We start from the raw sequence: 23,038 nt of genomic DNA, 5'->3' as shown, positions 1-23,038 counted from the left end.
CGGTGCCTACCTGTTCGAGAGCGGGGACGGGTCGGGCGACCGGGACGGATCCGGCAGCGAGACTGCCGTGGCGGGGAGCACGGGCGCCCGGCCCTGCTGCGGGGGCGCCGCCACGGGGCTCCGGCGCAGTACCGGGGCGACGGCCACCGCCTGCTCGTAGACGGACATCAGGGCCTCGGCGCTGCGGCCGATGTCATAGCGCCGCACGACCGGCGGGACCGGCAGCCGGCCCGGTCCGTGACGACGCAGCTCCCTGAGCGCGGTGGCGAGTTCATGGACGCCGAGGCTGAAGTGGCGGGCGCCGGGAGCCTGCTCGGCGGGCAGTTCGTCGACCGCCGGGCAGCTCCCGTAGAGCACATGGAGCCCGGACCCGAGCGCCTCCAGGACGGCCAGCCCGAACGCCTCGTCCGGAGAGGGCGAGACGAAGACGTCGATGGCCGAGAGCAGACCGGGGATATCGGGGCCGTCGGCTGCCCGCCCGTCCGCTTCCCGTCCGACGCTTCCCTGCCCGTCGACTTCCGTCCGGCCGGCTCGCCACGCACCGGACCCCCGCCCGTCGAACACGGCGTCGACCGCCCCGTCGCGTTCGCCCAGCAGATGGATCCGGTCGCCCGAGCCGAACTGCTCCGCCATCCGACGGAGCTTCTCCCGCTCCGGGCCCGCACCCGCCAACAGCAGGTGCACGCCCGGAAGCTGGGTCACCGCCCGGACCAGGACGTCGAACCGCTTGCCGGGCACCAGGCGGCCGACGCCACCGACCACGAACGCGTCCAGCGGCAGCCCCAGCCGGGTGCGGACCAGGGCGCGGGCGGCCGGGTCGAAGGCAAAACGGTGCGCCTCGATGCCGTTGGGCACCACATGGATCCGCTGTTCCGGTACGCCCCAGCGGCGCAGCCGGGCGGCGACGGTGTCCGAGACGGCGACCGTCGCCGTCCCCAGGCGTTCGGTGGCCCGGTAGAGCGTGCGGACGCCACGGGTCAGCCGGCGTCCCTCGATGACCGCGTCGCCCAGCGAGTGTTCGGTGGCCACCACGGCCCGTACGCCGGCCATCCGGGCGGCGATCCGGCCGTAGACGCACGCCCGGTAGAGATGGGTGTGCACCAGGTCGTAGCCGCCGCCGCGGATCAGCCCGGCGAGGCGGGGGAGGGCGGTCAGGTCCCGGTTGCCGGTCATGCCGAGGTGGGTGACGGGGGTGCCGTCGGCCTCGATGCCCGCGGCGACCGGGCCCGGACGGGTCAGGGTGACGACCTCGCAGTGGGCGGGCAGCCGGCGCAGCAGCAACCGCAGCTGCTGCTCGGCGCCGCCCACGTCGAGGCCCGTAATGACGTGCAGTACCTTCACCGGATGCCTCCTGGGGTCGCGGCGGGGGTGGTCTCTTCGAGGGGCAGCGCCCGGCGGCGCAGCGGGTGCAGGGCGCGCTTGAGGTGCAGTCGCCAACAGGTGTCAGCGGCGCCGATGTGGACCCGTGGCAGGGCGTGACGGCCGGTCAGCGGGCCGGGGTCGAGGGCGCAGGCGTAGCCGTAACCGGCCGCGCGCACCGCCGCGACCGCACGGACATCGACGGCACCGTACGGATAGCAGAAGCCCTCCGGGGCCCGTCCGGTCAGCTCGGCGAGCAGCCGCCGGCTGGCCGCGGACTCCCGCTCCAGGGCGGTGTCGTCGGCGGTGGTCAGGTCCCGGTGCAGCAGCCCGTGGGAGCCGACCTCCATACCGGCGTCCGCGACGGCGCGGATGCCGGCCTCGGTCAGCAGCGGCTTACGGGGGCCCAGCGGGTCCCAGGCGTTGTCACCACCGGGTCTGCCGGGCAGCACGAACACCGTGGCGGTGCAGTCGTGGCGGCGCAGCAGCGGCAGCGCGCCGGTCAGGAAGTCGGCGTAGCCGTCGTCGAAGGTCAGCCCGACCAGGCCGGCGTCCCGCCCGGCGGCGCGGGCGCGGAGCAGTTCGCCGACGCCGACGCCGCGCAGCCCGCGCTCCCGCAGCCAGCGCAGCTGGCGGTCCAGCCGGTCAGGGGAGACGGTGATGCGGTACGGGTCCTCGGTGGCCCTGGTGGGCCCGGTGACCCTCGTGACCTCGGTGACCGAGTGGTACGTCAGCACCCAGGGCGGGGCGCCGCGGCCGTGGCGGGCACGGCGGGCGGCGGGCACGGGTGCAACGGCGCGGCGGGGCGCCGGATCAACGGACATGGGCCAGCTTTCCTTTGACGGCGAGGAGCAGCCGCCGGACCTCGAAGGCCCGGACGGCGAGGAGCAACTGCCGGGCCTCGGGGGCCCGGACGGCGAGGGCGGTGCCGGCGAAGACGGCGGGTACCAGCAGCGCACCGGCCGCCGCGCCGGGCAGGGGCGCGGCAACCGTCGCCGCGAGCGGGCCGCCGACCGCCCCGGCCACGGCGGCGGCGAGCACCAGCCGCCCGAGCCCGGCGGCGACCCTGCGAAGGTCCAGGGCCGGGACCCGGGCGCCGAGGCCGTGCAGCAACAGCAGTGCGGTGACCGTGATGCCGGCCGCGTTGGCGGCCACGATGCCGTGGGCGCCCCACCACCGGACCGCGTACGCCCCGGCCACGACGGTGATCAGCAGTCCGCCGGCCATCGCGGCGGCCGGGTACCAGGTGGGCCGGGCGGCGGCGAAGAACGGCCGGATGAGCGCACCGACCAGGCTGTGGCCGAACAGCCCCAAGGCGTACACCCGCAGCACGGACGCGGTGGCCGCGGTGTCCGCCGCGGTGAACGCCCCGCGCTGGAAGAGGAGGGCGACGATCTGCGGCGCACAGGCGCCCACATACGCGCCGCCCAGCAGCACCACCAGCCCGGCCAGCGTCAGATCCCGCTCCACCCGGCGCCCGGCCCGCGCCGTCTCCCCGTCGGCGACCGCGCGGGCCACCACGGGGAAGGTGACGGTGCAGAGCATCAGCGAGAGCACCATCGGCAACTGGGCGACCTTCTGCGCGTAGTTCAGATGCGACAGGGCGCCGGCCGGCAACGAGGAGCCCAGGAACCGCTCGACCAGCACCTGGGACTGCCGGCTCAGCGTGAAGCAGACGACGGGGGCGAGCAGGCCGAGGCCGAGGAGCGGGGGGCGGGAGGTCCGGGGGCGGATGGCGCGCCGGAGTCGTCCGTCGCGCCCTGGCAACCGCCGTACGCACCCCGGCAACTGCCATACGTGCCCCGGAAGCTGCCGTACACCGGTCGGCAGCTGTCGTACGTGCAGGGGCAACTGCCGTACGCACGCCGGAAGCTGTACGAGCACCATCAGCACGCCGCCGAACGCGACCCCTGCCGCGGCCGCCCGCACGCCCCACGCGGAGTGCAGCGCCAGCGTGGTCCCGAGGATGCCGGCGTTGTACGCCACGTAGATCGCGGCGGGGGCGGCGAAGCTGCGGTGGGCGCGCAGGGCCGCGCCGAGGTAGCCGGCGGTGCCGAAGGTGAGGACGGTCAGCGCGGTCAGCCGGGTGCAGGCCACGGCCGGGGCGGGGTCGGGGAGTCCGGGAGCCAGCAGCCGGACGACCACCGGGGCGCCGAGCGCGAGGAGGGCGGAGCCGCAGGCGAGCGCGCCGAGCAGCCGCGGGAGGGTGGCGGCCAGCAGGGTCCGGACGGGGTCGCGGGCGTCGGCGGGCCACGCCCGGGCGTCGTCGGCCGGCCATGTGCGGGCCTCGTCGGCCGCCGCCGCCCGCGCGGCCAGTGCGTGGCCGAACGCCGGGATCAGCAGCAGTGCCATGGCGTCCTCGATGAGCAGCGTGGCCGCCGTCTCGGGCACCGTCCAGGCGACCAGGAACGCATCGGTGTCGCGACCCGCGCCGAAGAGCTGCGCGAGCATCTGGTCGCGCAGCAGGCCGCACAGCGAACCGGCGGCGGTCAGCAGCGCGGTGACCGCGGCGGCACGGGCCAGGAAGCGGCCGGGCGGGGCGGGGGTGCCGGGCCGGCCGGGGCAGTCGGGCGCGCATTCTCGGCGTACGGCGGCGGGGTCCTGATCCGGCAACGCCCCCGCGCCCCGCGCCCTCATGCCCCGCACCGCGCCGGCGCCCGGCCGCTCTCGGGCTCCCGTACCGCACCGGGCTCCAGCGCCCACCAGCCGACCAGCCCCAGCAGCACCGCGGTCAGCACCGTCGAGGGGCCGCCGATGTCGGACGAGAGGAAATCGACGGCCTGCCAGACCAGCAGCCCGACCGCGACCAGCCCACAGTCCACCCGGCCACGGCCCTCCCCACCCCCGCACCACCCCGTCACCGCCCCCCGGCGGACCCGCCACAACCGCCGCAGGCCGCACACCAGCAGTGCCGCCCAGCTGCCCACCAGTGCGGTCGCGCCGATCAGGCCCTGTTCGGCGAGGGCCAGCAGGTAGACGTTGTGCGGGGAGAGCAACGGCTCGCGGCGGAAGGGGACTCCGGCGCCCGCGGTGTCGCCGCCCGAGGACAGGCCGAGCGGGGCGTGCCCGTCGCGGTGGGCGGGGAACTGCTTGGGGCCGACGCCGGTCAGCGGGTGGTCGCGCCACATACCGGCCGCGGCGGCCCACAGGGCGTACCGGTCGGTGACCGACCGGTCCGGGGCGTCGGCGACCGCGGTGATGCTCGCCAGCCGCTCGCCGAGGACGGCCGAGCCGACCCCGGCCCCGCCCACCAGCACCACCGCCAGTGCCACCAGCACCGTCAGCGCCCCGGCCGCCACCCGCGCCCCGGCCGCCGACAGCACCACGCCGACGGCCACCGCGGTGGCGATCCAGGCACCCCGGCTGAACGACCAGGCCAGCGGAACCACCAGCGCCGCCGCGCCGCCGAGGGCCGCCTGCCGCAGCAGACCCGGCGCGTTCGGGGCCGGCGCCAGGCCCAGTGCCAGCGCGGCCGTCAGCCCGCATCCGACGACCGTGGCCATCCCCATGACGTCCAGCGGCCCGAAGGTCCCGACCGCCCGGATGCCGTGCCCCATATAAGAGGCACCGGTCGCGGTCAGATACTGACGGACGCCTAGTCCGCCCTGCACCAGGGCGAGCAGCACCAGCGACCCGGCCATCACCCGGAAGTCCCGGGCGTCGCGCAGCGTCAGCAGCAGCGCGGCCGGCACCAGCACGAAGATCTGCAGATGGCGGACGAGGCCCGGCAGGCTCGCGGCCGGGTCGCCGGAGGCGACGGTCGCCAGGGCCGCCCCCACCACGGGCGCGCCCAGGACGAGCGCGGCGGTGCGGCTCAGCGGCCGGGCACGATGCCGCAGCAGCCGGAGTCCGCAGCAGACCACGAGCACGGCGGAGGCCGCGTCGGCCGGGGCGACCGTGCCCCACGCCGTGACCGTGCCGGCGTCGGCCGGTGCGCACAGCAGCAGTACGGTCGCCTGCGCCGGGAGCAGCGGTGCCCAGTACGCCGCCGACGCCCGCAGGCGGGCGGCCGTGGGCCACGGCCGGGCCGGCGCGGACGCCGGTGCGCCCGCGCTCATCCGCCCTCCCGCCGCACCAGCGAGGCCGCGGTGCGCAGCAGGATCCGGACGTCCTGCCCCAGTGACCAGCTGTCGATGTAGAGGTTGTCGAAGCGGGCCCGGTCCTCGATGGAGGTGTCGCCGCGCAGCCCGTGCACCTGCGCGAGTCCGGTGATGCCCGGCGGCATCCGGTGCCGGGCGCCGTACTCCGGGTAGGCCCGGGTGAACTGCTGGACGAAGAAGGGGCGTTCCGGGCGCGGCCCGACCAGGCTCATCTCGCCGCGCAGCACGTTCCACAGCTGGGGCAGCTCGTCCAGCGCGGTGCGCCGCAGCAGCCGGCCGGCCCGGCTCATCCGGTCGTCGTCCGCCACGCTCCACCGCGTCTCCGCCTCCCGCGCGTCGCACGGCCGCAGGGTCCGGAACTTCAGCAGGGTGAAGGTGCGCCCGCCGCGGCCGATACGTTCCTGGCGGAAGAGCACGCCGGGCCCGTCGGCGAGCCGCACCGCGAGCGCACAGCCCAGCAGCAGCGGGGCCGCGAGCACCAGCGCCGGGCCGGCCAGCGCGAGGTCCAGCGCCCGCTTGGCCCGGCCGCCGTGCCGCGGCGGAGAGGTGTCCAGCCGCCGGCAGGCGAAGCCCCCCACCCGGTCGGTGTCCGCGTACGGCGCGCGGCCCTCGCGGGCGGCCGCCGGACCGGCCAGCCAGATCGCCGAGCCCTGGTCGATGAAGCGGCGCAGCAGCGCGGCGGTGTGCGGATCGCCGTACGGCGGCTGGGTGAAGACCGCGTCCCGCACGGTGTTCTGGATGACGGCCCGGGTGATGTCCTGCGCGGAGGTGAGCCGGGGCAGCGCCGGTCCTCCGCGGGCCGGGGGCGCTTCGGGCCCGCCGGGCGGCGGCGACGTGGGAGTGACCACGCCGACCGGGCGCATGCCGTACTCGGGGTGGGCGTGCAGCACGGCGGCCAGCCGCCCGGCGGCCGGGTCGCTGCCGACGATCAGGGTGGCGCGCGGTCCGCGGCGGTGGGCGTTGCGGCGCGCCCGGTGGACCGTGGCCCGGCCGCCGCAGACCAGCAGGGTGTGCGCCGCCACCGCGCCGCCCAGGACGGCCGGCGGCAGCGCCCGCCCGGGATCGAGGGCGGCGAGCACCGCGGCCACCGCGCACCAGCAGACGGCGGACCGGCCCAGCAGCGCGGGCAGGTCGTCCAGCACGCTCGGGGCGGGGCCGGGACGGTAGAGGCCGGCCTGGAAGTGGAGCAGCAACAGGCCCAGCACCACGGCGGCCGGTGCCGCGGGCGTCGTCCCGGTGCCGAGGACGAACAGCGCGGCGCCCGTCGTGGCCAGGCAGTCGGCGGCCATCAGCGGGGCGACGGTCCGCCGCCGTACGCCGCGGCCGGGCCGGGGCGGGGGCAGGGTCTCCCGGCCGGGCCCGCGGGGCGGATGGAGGGCGGCGGCCGTCGGCCGGGGGAGCGCCGACGGGGGAAGGGCCCGGGCGGAATGCGGCGCGTCCGCGCTCTCCGTCGTCATCGGCTGATCCGCTCCCTGCTCTCCGGGCACGCCGCGCCGAGCAGTTCGCGGTACAGCCCGAGGACGGCGGCCGCGGTGTGCCGTACGTCGTACGCCGCGCGCATGTGCTCCAGCCCCCGCCGGCCCAGCGTCGCGCGCAGCCGGGGGCGGGTCAGCAGACCGATGACGGCCTGTGCCAGGGCGGCCGGGTCCGTGGGCGGGACCAGAGCGTGCGGGGCGGCGCCGGGCGGCAGGCTCTCCCTGGCCCCGCCGACGTCGGTGACCACCACGGGGCGGCCGCAGGCCATTGCCTCCAGAGGGGCCAGCGCCATGCCTTCCCAGCGCGACGGGAGGACGACCAGATCCGCCGCCCGGTACCAGGGGACGGCGTCCCGTGCCGCGCCCGCGAACCGCACTCCGGGCGGCGCGGCGGCGTGCAGCAGTTCCCGGTCCGGGCCGTCGCCGACCAGGACCAGCCGGGCACCGGGGACGGCCGCGCCGACCGCGGGCCACGCCCGCAACAGCGACAGCTGCCCCTTTTGCGGGCACAGCCGCCCCACGCACACCACCAGGGGCGCGTCCGGCGGCAGATCGCCGAGTGCGGGCAGGTCGCGGCGGAGCGCCCGCCGCACCGCCTCCTCGCGGTACGCGGGCGCATAGCGGTCCAGGTCCACCCCGTTGCGGATCACCGCCCACCGCCCCGGCACCCCCGCTTCGGATCCCCGCAGCCGCTCCGCCTCGCTCACGCACAGCACCCGGTCCGCCCAGCGCGCGGCGTACCGCTCCCAGCCGAGCGCCGGCCGCGCCGGCGTCCCGCGGACCGCCTCGAAGGACCAGGCGTGCGGCTGATGGACCGTCGGGATGCGGCCCCGGACGGCCAGCCGGCCGGCGAGCCCGGCCTTGGCGCTGTGGGTGTGGACGAGGTCCGGGCCGACCCGGCGGATCAGCCGGGCCAGCCGGGCGGTCTCGGCGGCGAGCGCCGGGCCGGGGGAGCGGCGGGCCGGCCAGGGGATCACCTCGGCGCCCGCCGCGGCGGCGTCGCGGTGCAGCGTCCCGCCGGGCGGTGCGGCGACCACGGACCGTACGCCCGCCGCCGCATGGCACCGCACCAGGTCGGTGACGACCCGGGCGACCCCGCCGTCGACGGGGCGGGAGACGTGGAGAACCGTGGGCCGCTCTGGGCACTGCAGGTCTTGTGGCAGCACGCACTGCTCCCCTGATGACCGGGCCGACAGAAGTCTCTGCGGGAATTGCCGGGGCGCGCCGCTCAGTGTCTGGTATCGCTCTGGAAGAAGAGCGCGCCGAGCAGATATCCCGGATTTGCGGTGGTGAAGCGGAAGGTGAGCCGATCGCTGCCGGACCGCAGCGCGGGCGTGATGTCGAATACGTCGGAATCAAATCCGACGGTGTTGCGGTAGGCGGGCAGCCGCTTCGTCTGCCGGCCGAATTCGGTGATCGTCGAGTTCATCACGTCATGCACCGGATTGGCGGTATCCCGCACCTTGTGAACGTGGTGCCGGCCCGACCGGACGGAGAGCGCGTCATTTCCGCGGCCCCGGTCACCGTCGTATGCCACCACACCGGCCCGGCCATGCGAATGTGCCGGGATATGCAATCCGTTCAGCCGAACAGAAAACCCGCGATGGTCCTGTCCGACCGGCTGGAAGCCGTCCCACAGCACGATTCTGCGCAACGGCTGTTTGCTGTTCTCGTATACGGCGACCAGCGTCCAGCCGCCCCAGGAGCCGGCCGGGGAACGGCCCTTCGCGACATTGATCTGGCCGACCGTGTAGGAACCCGGACCGCTTTTCCGCACCAGTTCGGTGACGTCCGCCGACGCCTGGAAGCCGTCGGTCGCGGAGGTGGTGCGACGGCCGGTCCGGGTGTCGGCGCGCACCTCCTTGTACCGGCCGCCGGGCTCGGCGATCAGCACCCGCCCGATGTCCTCGGCGCGCTGCTGCCCACCGGCGCGCAGGGTGCCGCCCCAGTACAGCCGGGCGTAGCTCACCCGGGAGCCGGCCGGGATCCGCAGCCGGGCGCTGCTGGAGTTGTAGGTGTGGGCGTCGGAGTCGACGTCGGCGTACGCGGTCCGGTGGTGGCCGTTCAGGCCGGCGCCCCGCTGGGCGGCGGCGCACGGGCCGGACGCGCGCCGCCCCGCCGTTTCGCAGGTGAGCGAGGAGTTCGCCGCCCGGGTGATACCGCCGTGCTGGGTCACGTGATAGCGCTCGGCGAAAGGAATTCGGGTGGTTTCCCCGGGAGCCGGGGCAGCCGACGCCGAAGACAGGGCGGCGGGCAATGCCAAGGAGGCAAGTGCGCATACGACGCCGCGCACAGTGCGGTCCATCGACTTCCGCATGTCTTCCTCTCCGACTTCAATCAGTCAAACTGGAGAGCACTCTGACAGAAATCATGTTGGTTTCCGCGGCAGGCACGCCGGATCCTCCACGGGATTCCGTTCCGCGGAATTCCGGATCCGCTGGCGACGGGACCTTTCTGCCATAAGGGCTAACATTCTCCCGGAAGGGGGAACGTCCGTACCCCTGACTCATTTCGCTCGTTGTGACCGGTTGCCCCATTCACACACTGAAAGGAGAATGGGATGAAGCGGTTTGTTCAGACCGCCGCAACGGCTGCGGTCGGCTGCGCCATCGTGCTAAGTGGCGCAGGCGTCGCATCAGCCAGCGGGGACGGCCACCATGGCCGCCACGGTCGTCACTATGACAACGATCGTTACCGTAACGACCACCGCAACCTCTTCAACCACCGGAGCGGTGCCAATGCCGCGGGCTTCGCCGCGGGTTCCCCGGGCATCCTCAGTGGCAACAACGTCCAGGTTCCGATCAACATCCCGATCAACGTGTGCGGCAACAGCATCAGCGTGGCCGCACTGCTGAACCCGGCGTTCGGGAATGTCTGCCTGAACCGCTGACCCGATGCCGGTCCGCCAGGGATGTCGGGCCGGCATGGGTCATGACGTGCAGTTGGCGGATCGCCCTCGGCCTCGGTCGCGGGTGGTCCGCCACTCTGCCCCCGTACGTCCGGGCGCCGCCGTGCCCCTGGGGCCGGCCGCACCCGGCTGACCAGCGGATACGGCCTCCGGGGCAGGGGCCATACTGGAGTGCATGGCGAAGAGCAGACGCGGGCGCGGCGGACCGGAGTCCGTCACGGAGACGGTGGACGGCGGGCTTGCCGAGCTACGGCCCGACCGGGACCGGCCGCGCGGCTGGACGCTGCTGATCGACGGTGCCCCGCAGTCCCATGTGGACCTCGACGACCCGGCGCATCTGGACTTCTCCTACCAGCGGCGGCTGGGGCACATCGCCGACCTCGCGGGGCCCCCGGGCAAACCGCTGCGCGTCGTCCATCTCGGCGGCGGTGCCCTGACCCTGGCCCGCTATGTCGCGGCCACCCGCCCGCGGTCCACCCAGCAGGTGGTGGAGATCGACGCACCGCTCGTCCAACTCGTGCGCCGGCAACTGCCGTGGGACGGCGGCTGGCGGATACGCGTACGCGGCGGTGACGCCCGCGCCGGCCTGGTGAAGATCCCGGACGGCTGGGCGGACCTGATCATCGCCGATGTCTTCGGCGGCGCGCGCACACCCGCCCACCTCACCAGTACCGAGTTCCTGACGGAGATACACCGGGCGCTGCGGCCCGGCGGGTTCTACGCGGCGAACCTCGCGGACGGGCCGCCGCTGCGGTTCCTGCGCGGCCAGATCGCCACGGCCCGTACGGTCTTCCCCGAGCTGTGCCTGACCGCCGACCCGGCCGTACTGCGCGGCAAGCGCTTCGGCAACGCCGTGCTGCTGGCCGCCGAGGGGCCGCTGCCGGTCGCCGAACTCACCCGGCGGGCGGCCACCGATCCGCAGGCCGGCCGGGTCGAACACGGCCGGGCGCTGCTGGACTTCACCGGCGGCGCGGCACCGGTCACCGACGTCACGGCCCTCGCCTCACCCGCCCCGCCGGCCGCCGCCTTCGACTGACACCGGCCCTCGCGGCACGGGCGTCGCTACGCCCCGTGGCCGGTGGTCTCCACCGTCGGCGGATGGCCGTTCCAGGTACAGAACACCGACGTATGGTCGGTGCCGCCGGAGAAGTCGACCCGGATCCAGCCGTCCTGCTTCCACACCTGCATCTCCCAGCCCGAGTTCGGGGTCGCCGACACCAACTCGGCCGACCGGCTGCCCATGTCGAAGACCACCCGCCCGCCGTCCGTGGCGTAGCTCTTGACCCGGCCGTCGGAGGCCGGTGCCGAGCTGCCGGGCGCGGCGGGGCCCGGGTACGACGACCGGGGAGTGCCGCTGTGGGACGGGGCGGCCGTCCGGGACGGGGTGCCGTCGTCGGGCGCCGGGCTGTGGGCGGGTGACCGGGACGGCTTGGGGCGGTGGGTGGAGGAGACGCGCGGTGCGGCGGCGTCGTCCTGTCCGGTGTCCGAGGAGGCCATCCGGCCGGAGAGCGGCAGTGCGCGCGGCGCGTCGTACATCGTGCCGGACAGCACGGTGTGCACGCCGAACCACGACAGGGTGACCGCCGCGCCGGTCGCCAGCGTCCAGGCCGCCGCGTGAACCAGTCCTCGTTGCATCCGGCTCATACTGCACCACCCGACCGCCCCGTTGCAGCCCGTCCGGTACGCCGGAGTGCGCCCTCGGGCCGTCAACCTCGGGCAGGGGACCCTGCCCGAATGGCGTACGGTGCCGCCCATGGCACGTGTGCTCGTCGTCGAGGACGACCAGTTCGTACGCTCGGCTCTCATCCGGCATCTGACCGAGGCCGCCCATACGGTCCGCAGCGTCGGTACCGCTCTGGAGGCGCTCCGCGAGGTGGCGCACGTCGGCTTCGACGTCGTGATCCTCGACCTCGGCCTGCCCGATCTGGACGGGGGCGAGGCGCTGAAGATGCTCCGCGGCATCACCGATGTTCCAGTGATCATCGCCACTGCCCGGGACGACGAGGCGGAAATCGTCCGGCTGTTGAACGACGGCGCCGACGACTACCTCACCAAGCCGTTTTCCGTCGAGCACCTCTCGGCCCGGATGACGGCCGTCCTGCGCCGCTCGCGGGCCGCCACGGCCGGTGCGGAACCGCCCTCACGGGTGATCCGGGTCGGCGGACTGTCCATCGACCCGCTGCGCCGGCAGGCCGAACTGGACGGCGCCGCACTCGATCTGACCCGCAGGGAGTTCGACCTGCTGGCCTTCCTCGCCGGGCGCCCCGGCGTCGTCGTCGCCCGCCGGGAGCTGCTCGCCGAGGTCTGGCAGCAGTCCTACGGCGATGACCAGACCATCGACGTCCATCTGTCCTGGCTGCGCCGCAAGCTGGGCGAGACCGCGGCGAAGCCCCGGTACCTGCACACCCTGCGGGGCGTCGGCGTGAAGCTGGAGCCACCGCGGTGAGCCGGGGTCACTTCCCCGCGGCAGCCGGGGGAGCACGCGAGGCCGCCAGGCCGCGGACAACACCACATTCGGCAGCTCTGCGCCTCGCGGGCGGAGCAGCGAAGGACGAGACGCCGTGAGATGGGCCCTGGTCAAGGTGGCGCTGGCGGTCACCGCCATGGTCGTGGTCGCGTTCGCCGTCCCCCTCGGACTGGTCGTCAAGGAACTGGCCCGCGACCGTGCCTACTCCAACGCCGAACGGCAGGCCGCCACCATCGGTCCGGTCCTCGCCATCACCACCGACCGCACCCAACTGGAGCGCGCCGTCGCCAGCGCCGAGACGGGGCCCGGCGGCCGGATCGGCGTCCATGTCCCGGCGAGCGGCAAGAACGGCAGGCCGGCCGAGATCGGCTCCCGGCGGGCCGCACAGCGGGACGTCGAGGCCGCCGCGAAGCTCGGCCGCGCCTCCATCTCCCCGGTCACCGGCGGCTCCTCGCTCCTCCAGCCGACCGCCGTCGCTTCCGGCATCGCCGTCGTCGAGGTCTTCGTCCCCGACAAGGCGCTCACCAACGGCGTCACCACCTCCTGGGTGGTGCTGGCCGGTGTCGGCCTGGCGCTGATCATCGGCTCGGTCGCGGTCGCCGACCGGCTCGGCACCCGTATGGTGCGGCCCGCGAAGCGGCTGGCCGGCGCCGCCCACGACCTCGGCCAGGGCAAGCTCGGCGTCCGCGTCCCGGAGGACGGCCCCAAGGAACTGCGGTCCGCGGCCAGCGCCTTCAACGCGATGGCCGACCAGGTCGTCCAACTGCTGGCCAACGAACGCGAACTGGCCGCCGACCTCTCGCACCGGCTGCGCACCCCGCTGACCGTGCTCCGGCTCAACGCGGCCTCGCTCGGCGACACCTCGGCCGCCGAGCAGACCCGGGCCGCCGTCGAGCAGCTGGAGCGCGAGGTCGACCAGATCATCCGCACCGCCCGTGAGCAGAAGGCCCAGACCCGGCAGGCGGCCGCCGCTGCCGGGTGCGACGCCGCGGAGGTGATCCGCGAGCGGATGGGCTTCTGGTCGGCGCTCGCCGAGGACGAGGGCCGCACCGTGCGCATCGCCGGCGCGGACCGCCCCGTACGCGTCCCCGTCGCCCGGCCCGAACTCGCCGCCGCCCTCGACGCGATGCTCGGCAACGTCTTCCGCCACACCCCCGAGGGCACCGCCTTCGCGGTCGACGTCCACAACGCGCAGGAGGCGGTGATCGTGCTGGTCTCGGATGCCGGCGGCGGCATCGCCGACCCGGACGCGGCGCTGCGCCGCGGCTGGTCGGGAGGCGGCCGGGGGCACCGCCCAGCGGTAGCTGGGGGAGGATCCACCGGCCTCGGCCTGGACATCGTGCGACGGCTGGCCGAGTCCACCGGCGGCGATGTGCGCATCGGCCGCTCCGTCCTCGGCGGCACCGAGGTGCGGGTCTGGCTGGCGCTGGACGACCGGCGCGCCCGCGCCGGCACCCGCCGCGGCCACCGGCTGCGCCGCACGCTCGGCGGCCGGCGCCGGCGGACCGCGCGCACCGGCTCCTGACCGCCCGTCACCCGGGCAGGAGCCGCCCGCTCTTAACCACCCCCTTCCGCTTCCTTAAGGCGTTCATAAGTCCGCTAACCTCCGTACCATTCCCGACATTTGTCCGTTTCTCTGTCGCTAGCGTGCGGGACGCACCACGGTGCACCCCAGCCCCCCATGTGACGACAGGCAGGCACGAGATGAGTTCCTCGGCACACCGCCGGCGCAAGAGCCGCACCACCAAGCTGATCGTGACCGGCGCGGCCGCCGTGGTCGCCGCCGGCGGCGCCTTCGCCGTCGCCGGTTCCGCCCTGGCCGTCAAGGCGCCGCGGACCACCGCCACGAAGCAGGCTCCCCGGGCCGCCGCCGGCTTCGCCCCGTACGTCGACACCTCGCTCGCCCCCGCCTACGACCTGGCCGGCACCGCCGAGAAGACCGGGGTGAAGAACTTCAACCTGGCGTTCGTCACCTCCGGCGGCGGCTGCACGCCCAAGTGGGGCGGCTCCGGCGAGCTCGGCAACGACCCGGTGGCCCGGCAGATACCCGCCCTGCGCAAGGCCGGCGGCGACGTCCGGGTCTCCTTCGGCGGCGCGACCGGCTCCGAACTCGGCCTGGTCTGCGGCTCCGCCGGCGAACTGGCCGCCGCCTACGGCAAGGTCGTCGACCAGTTCAAGCTCACCAAGGTCGACTTCGACATCGAGGGCGGCGCCCTGCCCGACACCGCCGCCAACACCCGCCGCGCCCAGGCCATCACCCAGCTCCAGAAGAAGCACCCCGGCCTGGACGTCTCCTTCACCCTGCCGGTCATGCCCGAGGGCCTGACCCAGGACGGGGTGAACCTGGTCGCCGACGCCAAGAAGAACGGCGTCAAGATCTCCGCCGTCAACATCATGGCGATGGACTACGGCGCCTCCTACAGCGGCGACATGGGCACCTACGCGATCCAGGCCGCCACCGCCACCCAGGCCCAGCTCAGGAAGGCGCTCGGCCTGAGCGACGCGAAGGCCTGGAAGACCGTGGCCGTGACCCCGATGATCGGTGTCAACGACGTCCAGACCGAGGTCTTCAAGACCGACGACGCGGCCCAGCTGGTCACGTTCGCCAAGAGCAAGCACCTGGCCTGGCTGTCGATGTGGTCCGGGACCCGCGACAAGGCCTGCCCGGGCGGCGCCGGCAACTCCGCGCAGCCGACCTGCAGCTCCGTCGAGCAGGGCCCGCTGGACTTCACCAAGGCCTTCGGCGCGTACACCGGCTGACCCCCACCGGCGGTCCGGACCCCCACCGGGCCGTTCGCCCCCGCGGCGGGGCGCAGCGGGAATTCCCCCCACCGCTGCGCCCCGCCGTCCGCGCGCCACAACTCCCGTACGAGGGGCGCGCCCTCAGCCCGCACCGCTGCGGACCGCCGTGCGGAAGGCGATCGGGGTGGTGCCCGTCTGCCGCTGGAAGAACTTGCTGAAGTTGGTGGCGTCGGCGAAGCCCAGCCGGTCCGCGATCCGGGCCGCGGACCGGTCGCCGTGTGCCAGCAGCCGCTTGGCCTCCAGCACCACCCGCCGGTCGATGAACTCCTTGGCCCCCACCCCGGCGAAGGACTCGGTGGCCCGGGAGAGGGTGCGCGGCGCGTAGCCCAGCGCACGGGCGTAGTCGGCGACCCGGCGGCTGCGGGTGAAGTCCCGCTCCACCGCGTCCCGGAAGCGCAGATACGCCGGGCTCGCCGTACAGGACCCGTCCCCGTCCCGCTCCCCGCCCGGATGCGCGGCCCGCAGCACCAGGACGGCCAGCAGATGCCGCAGCACCTCCAGATGGATCTCCAGCGGCAGCCCGCCCAGCGCCCCGAACTCCTCGTGCAGCTGCCGCATCGCCGCGTCCACGCCCCGGGCCGCGGCGCCCTGTGGATGCCGTACGGGCGGCCCGTACCAGTCCTCCACCCGGGCCGCGGCCGCGGTCGCCGGGTCCAGGAAGCCGGCCTCGAAGAGCACCAGCCGCCCCTCCGCGCCCGTCAGATCACCGAAGTGCTGCACCTGCCCGGGCCGCGACCACAGCAGATCGCCCGGCGCCAGCACGTGATCTTGGAAGTCGACGCTGTGCACCAGCCGGCCGCCGTCCAGGAGGAGCAGATGGTGGAAGCCGGGGCGGTGCGGGGCGGAGAGCTGGCAGGCGTCCGCGCGTGCCCGCAGCTCCGCGAGCGTCAGCACCTCCACCCCCGTCGGCCGCCCGGCCGGCGCGGAGAACGCCACCTCCGGGATCTCCGGCACGGGCTCCGCGCCCTCCTGTCGCATTCTGACCATCGCTGGTCCCCTCGCTACCCCTGAATGCCCCGATGGCACCCCTAGCGTAGAAGCCGTCGGCGCGACTGCTGACGGAAAACGGAAGTCCTTGCCGGGACACACAGCACAGCTGGGAGACCACCATGTCCACGATCGCTCTCTTCGGGGCCAACGGCACCATCGGCAGCCGCATCCTCCACGAGGCCCTCCGGCGCGGTCACCGGGTCACCGCGGTCGTCCGCGACCCCGCGAAGATCACCACGACCCACCCCGACCTGACCGTGACCACCGGCGACGTCCTCGACCCGGCCTCGGTCGCCGCCGCGGCCACGGGGCACGACGTCCTGGTCAGCGCGATCGGAGGCGGCGACGGACCGGGCCATGTCGCCACGATCCGCCCGGCCGCCGAGTCCCTCGTCGCCGGCCTGCGCACCCTCGGCGACCCGGCACCCCGGCTGATCTCCGTCGGCGGCGCCGGCTCGCTGCGCACCCCGGACGGTGCGCAGGTCTGGGACGCGGAGGGCCTCCCGGAGTTCCTGCTGCAGATCATGCACGCGCACGGCGATGCGCTGGACTTCTACCGCTCCGTCCCCGACGTGCGCTGGACCAGCATCAGCCCGGCCGCCACGATCGAGCCCGGCGAACGCACCGGCAGCTACCGGACCGCCCTCGACGATCTGCTCACCGACGCCGAGGGCACCAGCCGGATCACCACCGAGGACTACGCCGTCGCCGTCGTCGACGAGATAGAGGGGCCCCGCCACGTCGGCGAGCGCTTCACCGTCGGCTACTGAGCCGCGGCACCCGGCGCCTGGTCCGGCGGACGCGCCGGCTCCCCGAACCCGCGCCCACATAACGCCAAGGCCCCCGACCAGAGGTCGGGGGCCTTGATGTGGGGTGAGTAACGGGACTTGAACCCGCGACATCCTGGACCACAACCAGGTGCTCTACCAGCTGAGCTATACCCACCATGACCGGTGCTGTGTGGTTCTTTTTCCCCACCGGCTGAGAAAAAGTGTACAGGGTCCGGAGGGGTGCTCGCGCCCAGGTTTCGTGTCCCGGGAGCGAGGGCGTGTCGTGCGCGTCACGGCGGACCCGCCGGGGCGTGCACGACACGCGCCCTGTACCCCGCTACGGCGTGGACTGCGGCTCAGCGGGAAGGACGTGCTTGGCGGCGATGGCCTTCGCGGTGTCCGAGTCGGGGCCGGGCTGCGGCACGAAGACCGCCTCCCGGTAGTAGCGCAGTTCCGCGATGGATTCGCGGATGTCCGCCAGCGCCCGGTGGTTGCCGTTCTTGTCCGGGCTGTTGAAGTAGGCCCGCGGATACCACCGCCGGGCCAGCTCCTTCACGGACGAGACATCGACGATCCGGTAGTGGAGGTACTCCTCCAGCGTCGGCATGTCCCGCAGCAGGAAGCCACGGTCGGTGCCGACGGAGTTGCCGCACAGCGGCGCCTTCCGCGGCTCCGGCACATGCTGCTTGATATACGCAAGCACCTGCGCCTCGGCCGCCTCCAGCGTCGTCCCGCCGTCCAGCTCCTCCAGCAGCCCGGAGGCGGTGTGCATCTGGCGCACCACCTCGGGCATGGTGCCGAGTGCCCCGGCCGGGGGGCGGATCACCACATCCACCCCGTCGCCCAGCACATTCAGCTCCGAGTCGGTGACCAGTGCGGCCACCTCGATGAGCGCGTCATTCGCCAGCGAGAGTCCGGTCATCTCGCAGTCGATCCACACCATGCGATCGTTCATACATCTCACCCTACGGGGCGCTCGCGCTGTCCGGGCAGCACGGGGCGGACCGTTCCCCTCCCCACCGGGGATTCCGGCAGCCGGCCGGCATAGACGTCCGACTGCGGTTTGCCCGCTTCGCCCGCTTCCGCGGAGGCCAGCCCGTGGCCGGTCAGTGCGGCGGCGGAGAACCGCTCCGCACCCGCGCCCAGGGCCGCGCGCTCGCGCTCCGGCCGGTCGGCACGCTCGGCCCGCTCCGGTCTGAGCACCGGTTCGGCCGTCCCGCCCTGCGGCCGCCGTGCGCGGTAGGCCGCCCGGTAGGCGGCGGGCGAGGCGCCCAGCTGCCTGCGGAAGTGGCCGCGCAGGGCGACCGGCGAACGGAATCCGCAGCGCCCCGCGACCTCGTCCACCGAATAGTCGGAGGTCTCCAGCAGCCGCTGGGCCTGCAGCACCCGCTGGGTGATCAGCCACTGCAGCGGAGCGCTCCCCGTCAGGGAACGGAAGCGCCGGTCGAAGGTGCGGCGGCTCATGTAGGCGCGCGCGGCGAGCGTCTCCACGTCGAACTGCTCGTGGAGGTGCTCCAGCGCCCAGGCGACGACCTCGGCCAGCGGGTCGGCGCCGATCTCTTCAGGTAATGACCTGTCGAGGTAGCGCTGGTGCCCCATGTCGGAGGCGGTGCGGCGGGGCGGCACGACGAGCCGGCGGGCCAGCGCGTTCGCGGCGTCCGCGCCGTGGTCGGTGCGCACGATGTGCAGACACAGGTCGATGCCGGCCGCCGTTCCCGCGGACGTGAGCACATCGCCGTCGTCGACGAAGAGCTCGCGGGGATCCACATGGACGGACGGATAACGCTTGGCGAGCGTCGGCGCGTACATCCAATGGGTCGTGGCCGGACGGCCATCGAGCAGTCCGGCCGCGGCGAGGACGAACGCCCCCGTGCACAACCCGACGATTCTGGCCCCTTCTTCATGCGCGCGGCGCAGCGCGTCGAGCGCGGCGGGCGGCGGGGCCTGGGTGATGGAACGCCAGGCCGGTACGACGACCGTCCCGGCTCGGGAGATCGCCTCCAGCCCGTAGGGGGCCGACAGTTCGAGCCCCCCGGTCGTGCGCAAAGGCGCATCTTCGCCCGCGCACACAAGTAGCCGGTACCGCGGAACGCCTGCGTCTTGGCGGTCGATGCCGAAGACCGAGAGCGGAATGGAGCTCTCGAAAATGGGGCCGCCGCTGAAGAGGAGCACCGCGACTATTTCGCGGCGTCGTCGGGCGGCGAGCTTGCGTGCGGCATCTGGTACGGCAGCGGAGTCCTGGCTCATGGCACTTAAGCCCCCCTCGGTCGTCTCGCCCTCTCGGTCCTGCACAGTTCCCCCGCCGTTACTACCAAGATCGAATCTACTGTGTTCCGTGAGGATGGAGTGCCAAGTTCACCACCCGCTGGTATGTCGATATGGCAACTTGGCGCGAAGCATTCGATCACGAAGCGTTCCACTCGTCGGGCCTACATGGGAAGTACGCGTCTCGGCTCTGCCCGTTCGCAGTAGGGCACAACCATGCCCAGCGGTCCTTTCCTCCCTGCTCACACCAGGGTTGAGGGGTGTTCGGGGCAAGGTGTGGACCTCGGCCGGAAGTTGGCTGAAAACGGTCGCGCGCAGACTTGCAAGCGCCTCAATCGACCGGCGTACGCCCTTCGGGGTGCCGACCGCTCCCGTGCGCCGGTGACCCCAAATAAGCGTTTCTGTCCCGGTGCCTTCCGGTCTCGCGCACGCGGATCCGCGCCGCGGTCCGTTCGGATTGCCGCAGCAGCGCGCGGCAGACGCAGGTCACCGCGGCCAGACCGGCGGCGGTGCCGACCGCGCCGGCCCAGGAGACACCGCTGATGATCAGTACGAAGGGCACCAGGGCGCAACTGAAGGCGCCCCAGCGCATGACATCGCTCACTGGGTCGGGTGATCTGTCGGACGGCATCGGCATCGCGCGCTCCCCTCGGACGGGCTGCAACTACAACGCCGCCGGACGATCATGGGTCACCGTGAGGGGTACGTACGGGGGCAGGCCGGGGCATTGCCATCCGGGCCACGCTCCGGCATGCTCCGGGGAACGTTCGAGGCCCCACCCACCTCGCGCGGGCGCTCCGCGTCCGTGGCGGGCTCTGGGCAGCGGGGGAGTGGCGCCGTACTCTTGGGGTATCGGGTTGGGAAGATGATTCCCAGTCGTATCGTTCCTCTTTGAACTATGGCTCCCGCACCTCGATCGAGCCAGCTCAGTCAACTGCCGGATCAAGTCAATCGCCGTTCCCCGTTCGCCCCTCCGCAAGAGGACGTCCTCGCCGAGACACCAATGGCCGGTCACGAAATTCCCGAACCCGCGGACCGCAAGCAGGTCGCCGATCCGATGGCGGACCTCGAAGCGGCGGAAAAGACGCGCCATTCCTGCGACCCCGCGTTCCGGCACGGCGTCGTGGTCGGCTTCGACGGTTCCATGTCGAGCGAGCGGGCGTTGGCGTATGCAATCGGTATGGCGCGGCGCCTCGGCTCCGGGTTGATCATCGTCCATGTGGCCAACCGGCTGCCGACGACCGTCTGGGCGGGCTGTGAGCCCCCGGTCTTCGTGGACGTGCCGGATCACCGCACCGAAGTGCTCGGCCTGGAGCTCGCCTGTGCCGATCACCTCACCGAGGTCCCCTGGGTCCTCGTGGAGCGCGGCGGCGACATCTGTCATGAGCTGGAGGAGGTCGGCCGGGAGTACGAGGCCGACGCGATCGTGGTCGGCTCCACGCACGGCATCGTCGGCCGGATCTTCGGCTCGGTGGCCGGCCGGCTGGCCCGCCGGGCGCAGCGCCCGGTGATCGTGATTCCCTGACCCCTCCCGGCGCGGACCGCCCACGCGCCGCGTCGCGCCTCCCTTGCGTCCCCGTGTGATCAATTCTCCGCGTGTTGCGCACAGTTGAGGGGGCGTCATGGGGATTGTGCGCAGCCGCATTTCTCCCGGCGGGCGCAGGTGAATTGTGCGCCGGCGAGGGGTAGAAAACGGTCACGTGGGCGCGCCGCATCACGGGCCCGGCGGCCGCGCGCACGGCAACTTCGTGCTGTCGTCCGGGAAGTGACGGTTCCCGGGGCGGCGGCATCCTGTCGGCGTATGGGCGACGCCGGCACAGGGGAGGCGGGGGCTCCGCGCGCTGGTGGCACGCGCGGAGCCGCTGCTCTTGCGCCCCCTTTTGCGCCTGAACCGGCGCCGCTTTCGCGGAGGGGGTTGCTCGCCGTGGGGGTGCTCAAATGTCGCTTCGGTGGTCTTGGCCGGACCACTTCACGGTCATTGACTCGGCGAGGATGCTGGGCCGAGTTATTCGACTGTGACGGACTTGGCCAGGTTCCTGGGCTTGTCGATGTCCCGGCCGAGGGCCAGGGCCGTGTGGTAGGCGAGCAGTTGCAGCGGGATGCCCATGAGGATCGGGTCCAGCTCGGGCTCGTTCTTCGGCACGACGATGGTGTGGTCGGCCTTCTCCTGCTCCTGGTGCGCGACGGCCAGGATGCGGCCGCTGCGGGCCTTGATCTCCTCCAGCGCGGCGCGGTTCTTCTCCAGCAGGTCGTCGTCGGGGACGATCGCCACGGTCGGCATGGCGGGCTCGATGAGGGCCAGCGGGCCGTGCTTGAGCTCGGAGGCCGGGTAGGCCTCGGCGTGGATGTAGGAGACCTCCTTGAGCTTCAGGGAGGCCTCACGGGCCACGGGGTAGCCGCGCACCCGGCCGATGAACATCATCGACTTGGCGTCCGCGTAGGCGGCCGACAGCTTCTTGATCTCTTCCTCGCCCTTGAGGATCTCGTCGATCTGGCCGGGCAGCTTGCGCAGGCCCTCGATGATCCGCTTGCCGTCCGCGACCGACAGGTCACGGATCCGGCCGAGGTGCAGGGCGAGCAGCGCGAAGGAGACCACCATGTTGGTGAAGCACTTGGTGGAGACCACGCAGACCTCGGGTCCTGCGTGCACGTAGATACCGCCGTCGGTCTCCCGGGCGATCGCCGAGCCGACCACGTTGACCAGGCCCAGCACCCGGGCGCCCTTGCGCTTGAGCTCCTGGACGGCCGCCAGCACGTCGTAGGTCTCGCCGGACTGGGAGACCGCGACGTACAGCGTGTCGGGGTCCACGACCGGGTTGCGGTAGCGGAACTCGGAGGCCGGCTCGGCGTCCGAGGGGATGCGGGCCAGCTCCTCGATCATCTGCGCGCCGATCTGGCCCGCGTGGTACGAGGTGCCGCAGCCCAGGATCTTCACCCGGCGCACCCCGCGCGCCTCACGGGCGTCGAGGTTCAGGCCGCCGAGGTGCACGGTGGAGAAGCGGTCGTCGATCCGCCCGCGCAGCGCGCGGTCCACCGCGTCGGCCTGCTCGGAGATCTCCTTGTGCATGTACGTGTCGTGGCCGCCCAGGTCGTACGACTCGGCCGCGTACTCGACGGTCTCCGGAGCGGACGTGGTCCGCGAGCCCTCGGTGGTGTACGTGCGGTAGTCGTCGGCCTTGAGGGTGGCCATCTCGCCGTCGTCGAGGGTGACGACCTGGCGGGTGTGCGAGACGAGCGCGGCGACGTCGGAGGAGACGAACATCTCGTGCTCGCCGATGCCGAGGACGACCGGGGAGCCGTTGCGGGCGACCACGATGCGGTCGGGGAAGTCGGCGTGCAGCACGGCGATGCCGTACGTGCCCTCGATGTGCCGCAGCGCCTCGCGGACCCGCTCCTCCAGCTTCTCGGCGGTGGAGCGGCCGATCAGGTGCGCCAGCACCTCGGTGTCGGTCTCGGAGGCGAAGACGACGCCCTCGGCGGTCAGGCGGGTGCGCAGGTCGGCGGCGTTGTCGATGATGCCGTTGTGGACGACCGCGACCTTGCCCTCGGTGTCGTGGTGCGGGTGGGCGTTCTCGTCGGTGGGCGCGCCGTGGGTGGCCCAGCGGGTGTGCGCGATGCCCGTGGAGCCCGCGAAGCGCTTCGGCAGCCGTGACTCCAGCTCACGGACCCGGCCCTTGGCCTTGGCCGTCTTCAGGCCGCCCGCGGCCTTGCCGGTGCCCTTGGCGTGGATGGCGATGCCCGCCGAGTCGTAGCCGCGGTACTCCAGGCGCTGCAGGCCTTCGAGAAGCAGCGGAGCAACATCGCGTTTGCCGATATAGCCGACGATCCCGCACATAAAGTGACCCTCCGAGAAGAACGTTGTGGCAAATGGTCCGTGCCGCCCGGCGCCCCGGGCGTGGCCG

At 73.4% G+C, this 23,038-nt stretch carries 19 protein-coding genes, 1 tRNA gene and 1 pseudogene; 7 read left to right on the top strand and 14 right to left on the bottom strand.

Going from position 1 to position 23,038, the window contains the following annotated elements; all coding sequences use genetic code 11:
- Positions 1–6: 6 nt before the first annotated feature.
- The 7 genes from Scani_RS30570 to Scani_RS30540 form a co-directional block, all read right to left on the bottom strand.
- Positions 7–1,341, bottom strand: coding sequence for a glycosyltransferase (locus Scani_RS30570; protein WP_159481005.1), 1,335 nt, complete (start codon positions 1,339–1,341; stop codon positions 7–9).
- The gene (locus Scani_RS30565; protein ID WP_159481004.1) at positions 1,338–2,183 is read right to left on the bottom strand and encodes a polysaccharide deacetylase family protein; all 846 of its coding nucleotides are present in this window, start codon (positions 2,181–2,183) and stop codon (positions 1,338–1,340) included. Before Scani_RS30565 ends, Scani_RS30570 begins: the two co-directional genes overlap by 4 nt.
- Positions 2,173–3,996, bottom strand: a complete 1,824-nt coding sequence (murJ, locus tag Scani_RS30560; protein ID WP_159481003.1) for a murein biosynthesis integral membrane protein MurJ — start codon at positions 3,994–3,996, stop codon at positions 2,173–2,175. The genes Scani_RS30565 and murJ overlap by 11 nt, the downstream gene beginning before the upstream one ends.
- On the bottom strand, positions 3,993–5,417 hold the full coding sequence (locus Scani_RS30555; protein WP_159481002.1) for an O-antigen ligase family protein: 1,425 nt from the start codon (positions 5,415–5,417) through the stop codon (positions 3,993–3,995). Before Scani_RS30555 ends, murJ begins: the two co-directional genes overlap by 4 nt.
- Positions 5,414–6,916 carry an exopolysaccharide biosynthesis polyprenyl glycosylphosphotransferase gene (locus tag Scani_RS30550; RefSeq protein WP_159481001.1) on the bottom strand — a complete coding sequence of 501 codons (1,503 nt, stop codon included), beginning with the start codon at positions 6,914–6,916 and terminating at the stop codon, positions 5,414–5,416. The genes Scani_RS30555 and Scani_RS30550 overlap by 4 nt, the downstream gene beginning before the upstream one ends.
- Entirely contained in the window at positions 6,913–8,100 is a 1,188-nt protein-coding gene (locus Scani_RS30545) for a glycosyltransferase family 4 protein (protein WP_159481000.1), read from the bottom strand. The genes Scani_RS30550 and Scani_RS30545 overlap by 4 nt, the downstream gene beginning before the upstream one ends.
- Before the next feature lie 62 nt (positions 8,101–8,162).
- Positions 8,163–9,251, bottom strand: coding sequence for a DUF3344 domain-containing protein (locus Scani_RS30540; protein WP_174872769.1), 1,089 nt, complete (start codon positions 9,249–9,251; stop codon positions 8,163–8,165).
- A gap of 243 nt (positions 9,252–9,494) precedes the next feature.
- On the opposite strand from Scani_RS30540, the gene Scani_RS30535 reads away from it, so the two are divergent.
- Both Scani_RS30535 and Scani_RS30530 read left to right on the top strand, forming a co-directional pair.
- A complete protein-coding gene (locus Scani_RS30535; protein ID WP_159480999.1) occupies positions 9,495–9,824 on the top strand; it encodes a chaplin in 330 nt (109 codons plus the stop codon).
- Positions 9,825–10,017: 193 nt separating this feature from the next.
- Positions 10,018–10,878 (top strand): spermidine synthase, encoded by an 861-nt coding sequence (locus tag Scani_RS30530; RefSeq protein WP_159480998.1) that lies wholly within the window; start codon positions 10,018–10,020, stop codon positions 10,876–10,878.
- 26 nt (positions 10,879–10,904) lie between these two features.
- On the opposite strand, the gene Scani_RS30525 is transcribed toward Scani_RS30530, so the two are convergent.
- On the bottom strand, positions 10,905–11,477 hold the full coding sequence (locus tag Scani_RS30525; protein ID WP_167538161.1) for a hypothetical protein: 573 nt from the start codon (positions 11,475–11,477) through the stop codon (positions 10,905–10,907).
- Between the two features lie 118 nt (positions 11,478–11,595).
- Here Scani_RS30525 and Scani_RS30520 point away from each other — a divergent pair, with 118 nt between their 5' ends.
- From Scani_RS30520 to Scani_RS30510, 3 genes and pseudogenes are all read left to right on the top strand, one after another.
- Entirely contained in the window at positions 11,596–12,288 is a 693-nt protein-coding gene (locus tag Scani_RS30520; protein ID WP_174872768.1) for a response regulator transcription factor, read from the top strand.
- Between the two features lie 115 nt (positions 12,289–12,403).
- Positions 12,404–13,834 (top strand): HAMP domain-containing sensor histidine kinase, encoded by a 1,431-nt coding sequence (locus Scani_RS30515; protein ID WP_159480996.1) that lies wholly within the window; start codon positions 12,404–12,406, stop codon positions 13,832–13,834.
- A 252-nt stretch (positions 13,835–14,086) separates the two neighbouring features.
- Positions 14,087–15,069: pseudogene (locus Scani_RS30510) on the top strand (chitinase); the annotation flags it as partial.
- 123 nt (positions 15,070–15,192) lie between these two features.
- Here the strand turns inward: Scani_RS30510 and Scani_RS30505 are convergent.
- A complete protein-coding gene (locus tag Scani_RS30505) occupies positions 15,193–16,098 on the bottom strand; it encodes a helix-turn-helix domain-containing protein (RefSeq protein WP_159480994.1) in 906 nt (301 codons plus the stop codon).
- Between the two features lie 122 nt (positions 16,099–16,220).
- On the opposite strand from Scani_RS30505, the gene Scani_RS30500 reads away from it, so the two are divergent.
- Positions 16,221–16,871 (top strand): NAD(P)-dependent oxidoreductase, encoded by a 651-nt coding sequence (locus Scani_RS30500; RefSeq protein ID WP_159480993.1) that lies wholly within the window; start codon positions 16,221–16,223, stop codon positions 16,869–16,871.
- Positions 16,872–16,970: 99 nt separating this feature from the next.
- On the opposite strand, the gene Scani_RS30495 is transcribed toward Scani_RS30500, so the two are convergent.
- The 4 genes from Scani_RS30495 to Scani_RS30480 all read right to left on the bottom strand — a co-directional run bounded on the left by Scani_RS30495 (position 16,971) and on the right by Scani_RS30480 (position 19,740).
- A tRNA-His gene (locus Scani_RS30495) sits at positions 16,971–17,046 on the bottom strand.
- Between the two features lie 162 nt (positions 17,047–17,208).
- Complete coding sequence (gene orn / locus Scani_RS30490; protein ID WP_159480992.1) at positions 17,209–17,826, bottom strand: oligoribonuclease; 618 nt, start codon at positions 17,824–17,826, stop codon at positions 17,209–17,211.
- A gap of 5 nt (positions 17,827–17,831) precedes the next feature.
- Positions 17,832–19,118 carry a helix-turn-helix domain-containing protein gene (locus tag Scani_RS30485; protein ID WP_159480991.1) on the bottom strand — a complete coding sequence of 429 codons (1,287 nt, stop codon included), beginning with the start codon at positions 19,116–19,118 and terminating at the stop codon, positions 17,832–17,834.
- A 349-nt stretch (positions 19,119–19,467) separates the two neighbouring features.
- Positions 19,468–19,740: a hypothetical protein gene (locus Scani_RS30480; RefSeq protein WP_159480990.1), complete on the bottom strand. Its 273-nt coding sequence runs from the start codon at positions 19,738–19,740 to the stop codon at positions 19,468–19,470.
- Between the two features lie 399 nt (positions 19,741–20,139).
- On the opposite strand from Scani_RS30480, the gene Scani_RS30475 reads away from it, so the two are divergent.
- Positions 20,140–20,661 carry a universal stress protein gene (locus Scani_RS30475; RefSeq protein ID WP_159480989.1) on the top strand — a complete coding sequence of 174 codons (522 nt, stop codon included), beginning with the start codon at positions 20,140–20,142 and terminating at the stop codon, positions 20,659–20,661.
- A gap of 480 nt (positions 20,662–21,141) precedes the next feature.
- Here the strand turns inward: Scani_RS30475 and glmS are convergent, their stop codons facing one another.
- The gene (gene glmS / locus Scani_RS30470) at positions 21,142–22,971 is read right to left on the bottom strand and encodes a glutamine--fructose-6-phosphate transaminase (isomerizing) (RefSeq protein WP_159480988.1); all 1,830 of its coding nucleotides are present in this window, start codon (positions 22,969–22,971) and stop codon (positions 21,142–21,144) included.
- Positions 22,972–23,038 lie beyond the last annotated feature (67 nt).

The sequence above is a fragment of the Streptomyces caniferus genome, assembly GCF_009811555.1.
Taxonomy (GTDB): domain Bacteria; phylum Actinomycetota; class Actinomycetes; order Streptomycetales; family Streptomycetaceae; genus Streptomyces; species Streptomyces caniferus.
The sequence above is the reverse complement of the archived record's forward strand: the minus strand, read 5'-3'. Positions and strand labels throughout refer to the sequence as shown.

What these genes read in the sequence shown, in the direction of transcription:
- Scani_RS30550 (WP_159481001.1), bottom strand. Translation starts at nt 6,916, where the DNA reads ATGACGACGGAGAGCGCGGACGCGCCGCATTCCGCCCGGGCCCTTCCC.
- Scani_RS30535 (WP_159480999.1), top strand. Translation starts at nt 9,495, where the DNA reads ATGAAGCGGTTTGTTCAGACCGCCGCAACGGCTGCGGTCGGCTGCGCC.
- orn (WP_159480992.1), bottom strand. Translation starts at nt 17,826, where the DNA reads ATGAACGATCGCATGGTGTGGATCGACTGCGAGATGACCGGACTCTCG.
- Scani_RS30475 (WP_159480989.1), top strand. Translation starts at nt 20,140, where the DNA reads ATGGCCGGTCACGAAATTCCCGAACCCGCGGACCGCAAGCAGGTCGCC.
- Scani_RS30525 (WP_167538161.1), bottom strand. Translation starts at nt 11,477, where the DNA reads ATGCAACGAGGACTGGTTCACGCGGCGGCCTGGACGCTGGCGACCGGC.
- Scani_RS30500 (WP_159480993.1), top strand. Translation starts at nt 16,221, where the DNA reads ATGTCCACGATCGCTCTCTTCGGGGCCAACGGCACCATCGGCAGCCGC.
- glmS (WP_159480988.1), bottom strand. Translation starts at nt 22,971, where the DNA reads ATGTGCGGGATCGTCGGCTATATCGGCAAACGCGATGTTGCTCCGCTG.
- Scani_RS30485 (WP_159480991.1), bottom strand. Translation starts at nt 19,118, where the DNA reads ATGAGCCAGGACTCCGCTGCCGTACCAGATGCCGCACGCAAGCTCGCC.
- Scani_RS30555 (WP_159481002.1), bottom strand. Translation starts at nt 5,417, where the DNA reads ATGAGCGCGGGCGCACCGGCGTCCGCGCCGGCCCGGCCGTGGCCCACG.
- murJ (WP_159481003.1), bottom strand. Translation starts at nt 3,996, where the DNA reads ATGAGGGCGCGGGGCGCGGGGGCGTTGCCGGATCAGGACCCCGCCGCC.
- Scani_RS30530 (WP_159480998.1), top strand. Translation starts at nt 10,018, where the DNA reads ATGGCGAAGAGCAGACGCGGGCGCGGCGGACCGGAGTCCGTCACGGAG.
- Scani_RS30520 (WP_174872768.1), top strand. Translation starts at nt 11,596, where the DNA reads ATGGCACGTGTGCTCGTCGTCGAGGACGACCAGTTCGTACGCTCGGCT.
- Scani_RS30540 (WP_174872769.1), bottom strand. Translation starts at nt 9,251, where the DNA reads ATGCGGAAGTCGATGGACCGCACTGTGCGCGGCGTCGTATGCGCACTT.
- Scani_RS30565 (WP_159481004.1), bottom strand. Translation starts at nt 2,183, where the DNA reads ATGTCCGTTGATCCGGCGCCCCGCCGCGCCGTTGCACCCGTGCCCGCC.
- Scani_RS30505 (WP_159480994.1), bottom strand. Translation starts at nt 16,098, where the DNA reads ATGGTCAGAATGCGACAGGAGGGCGCGGAGCCCGTGCCGGAGATCCCG.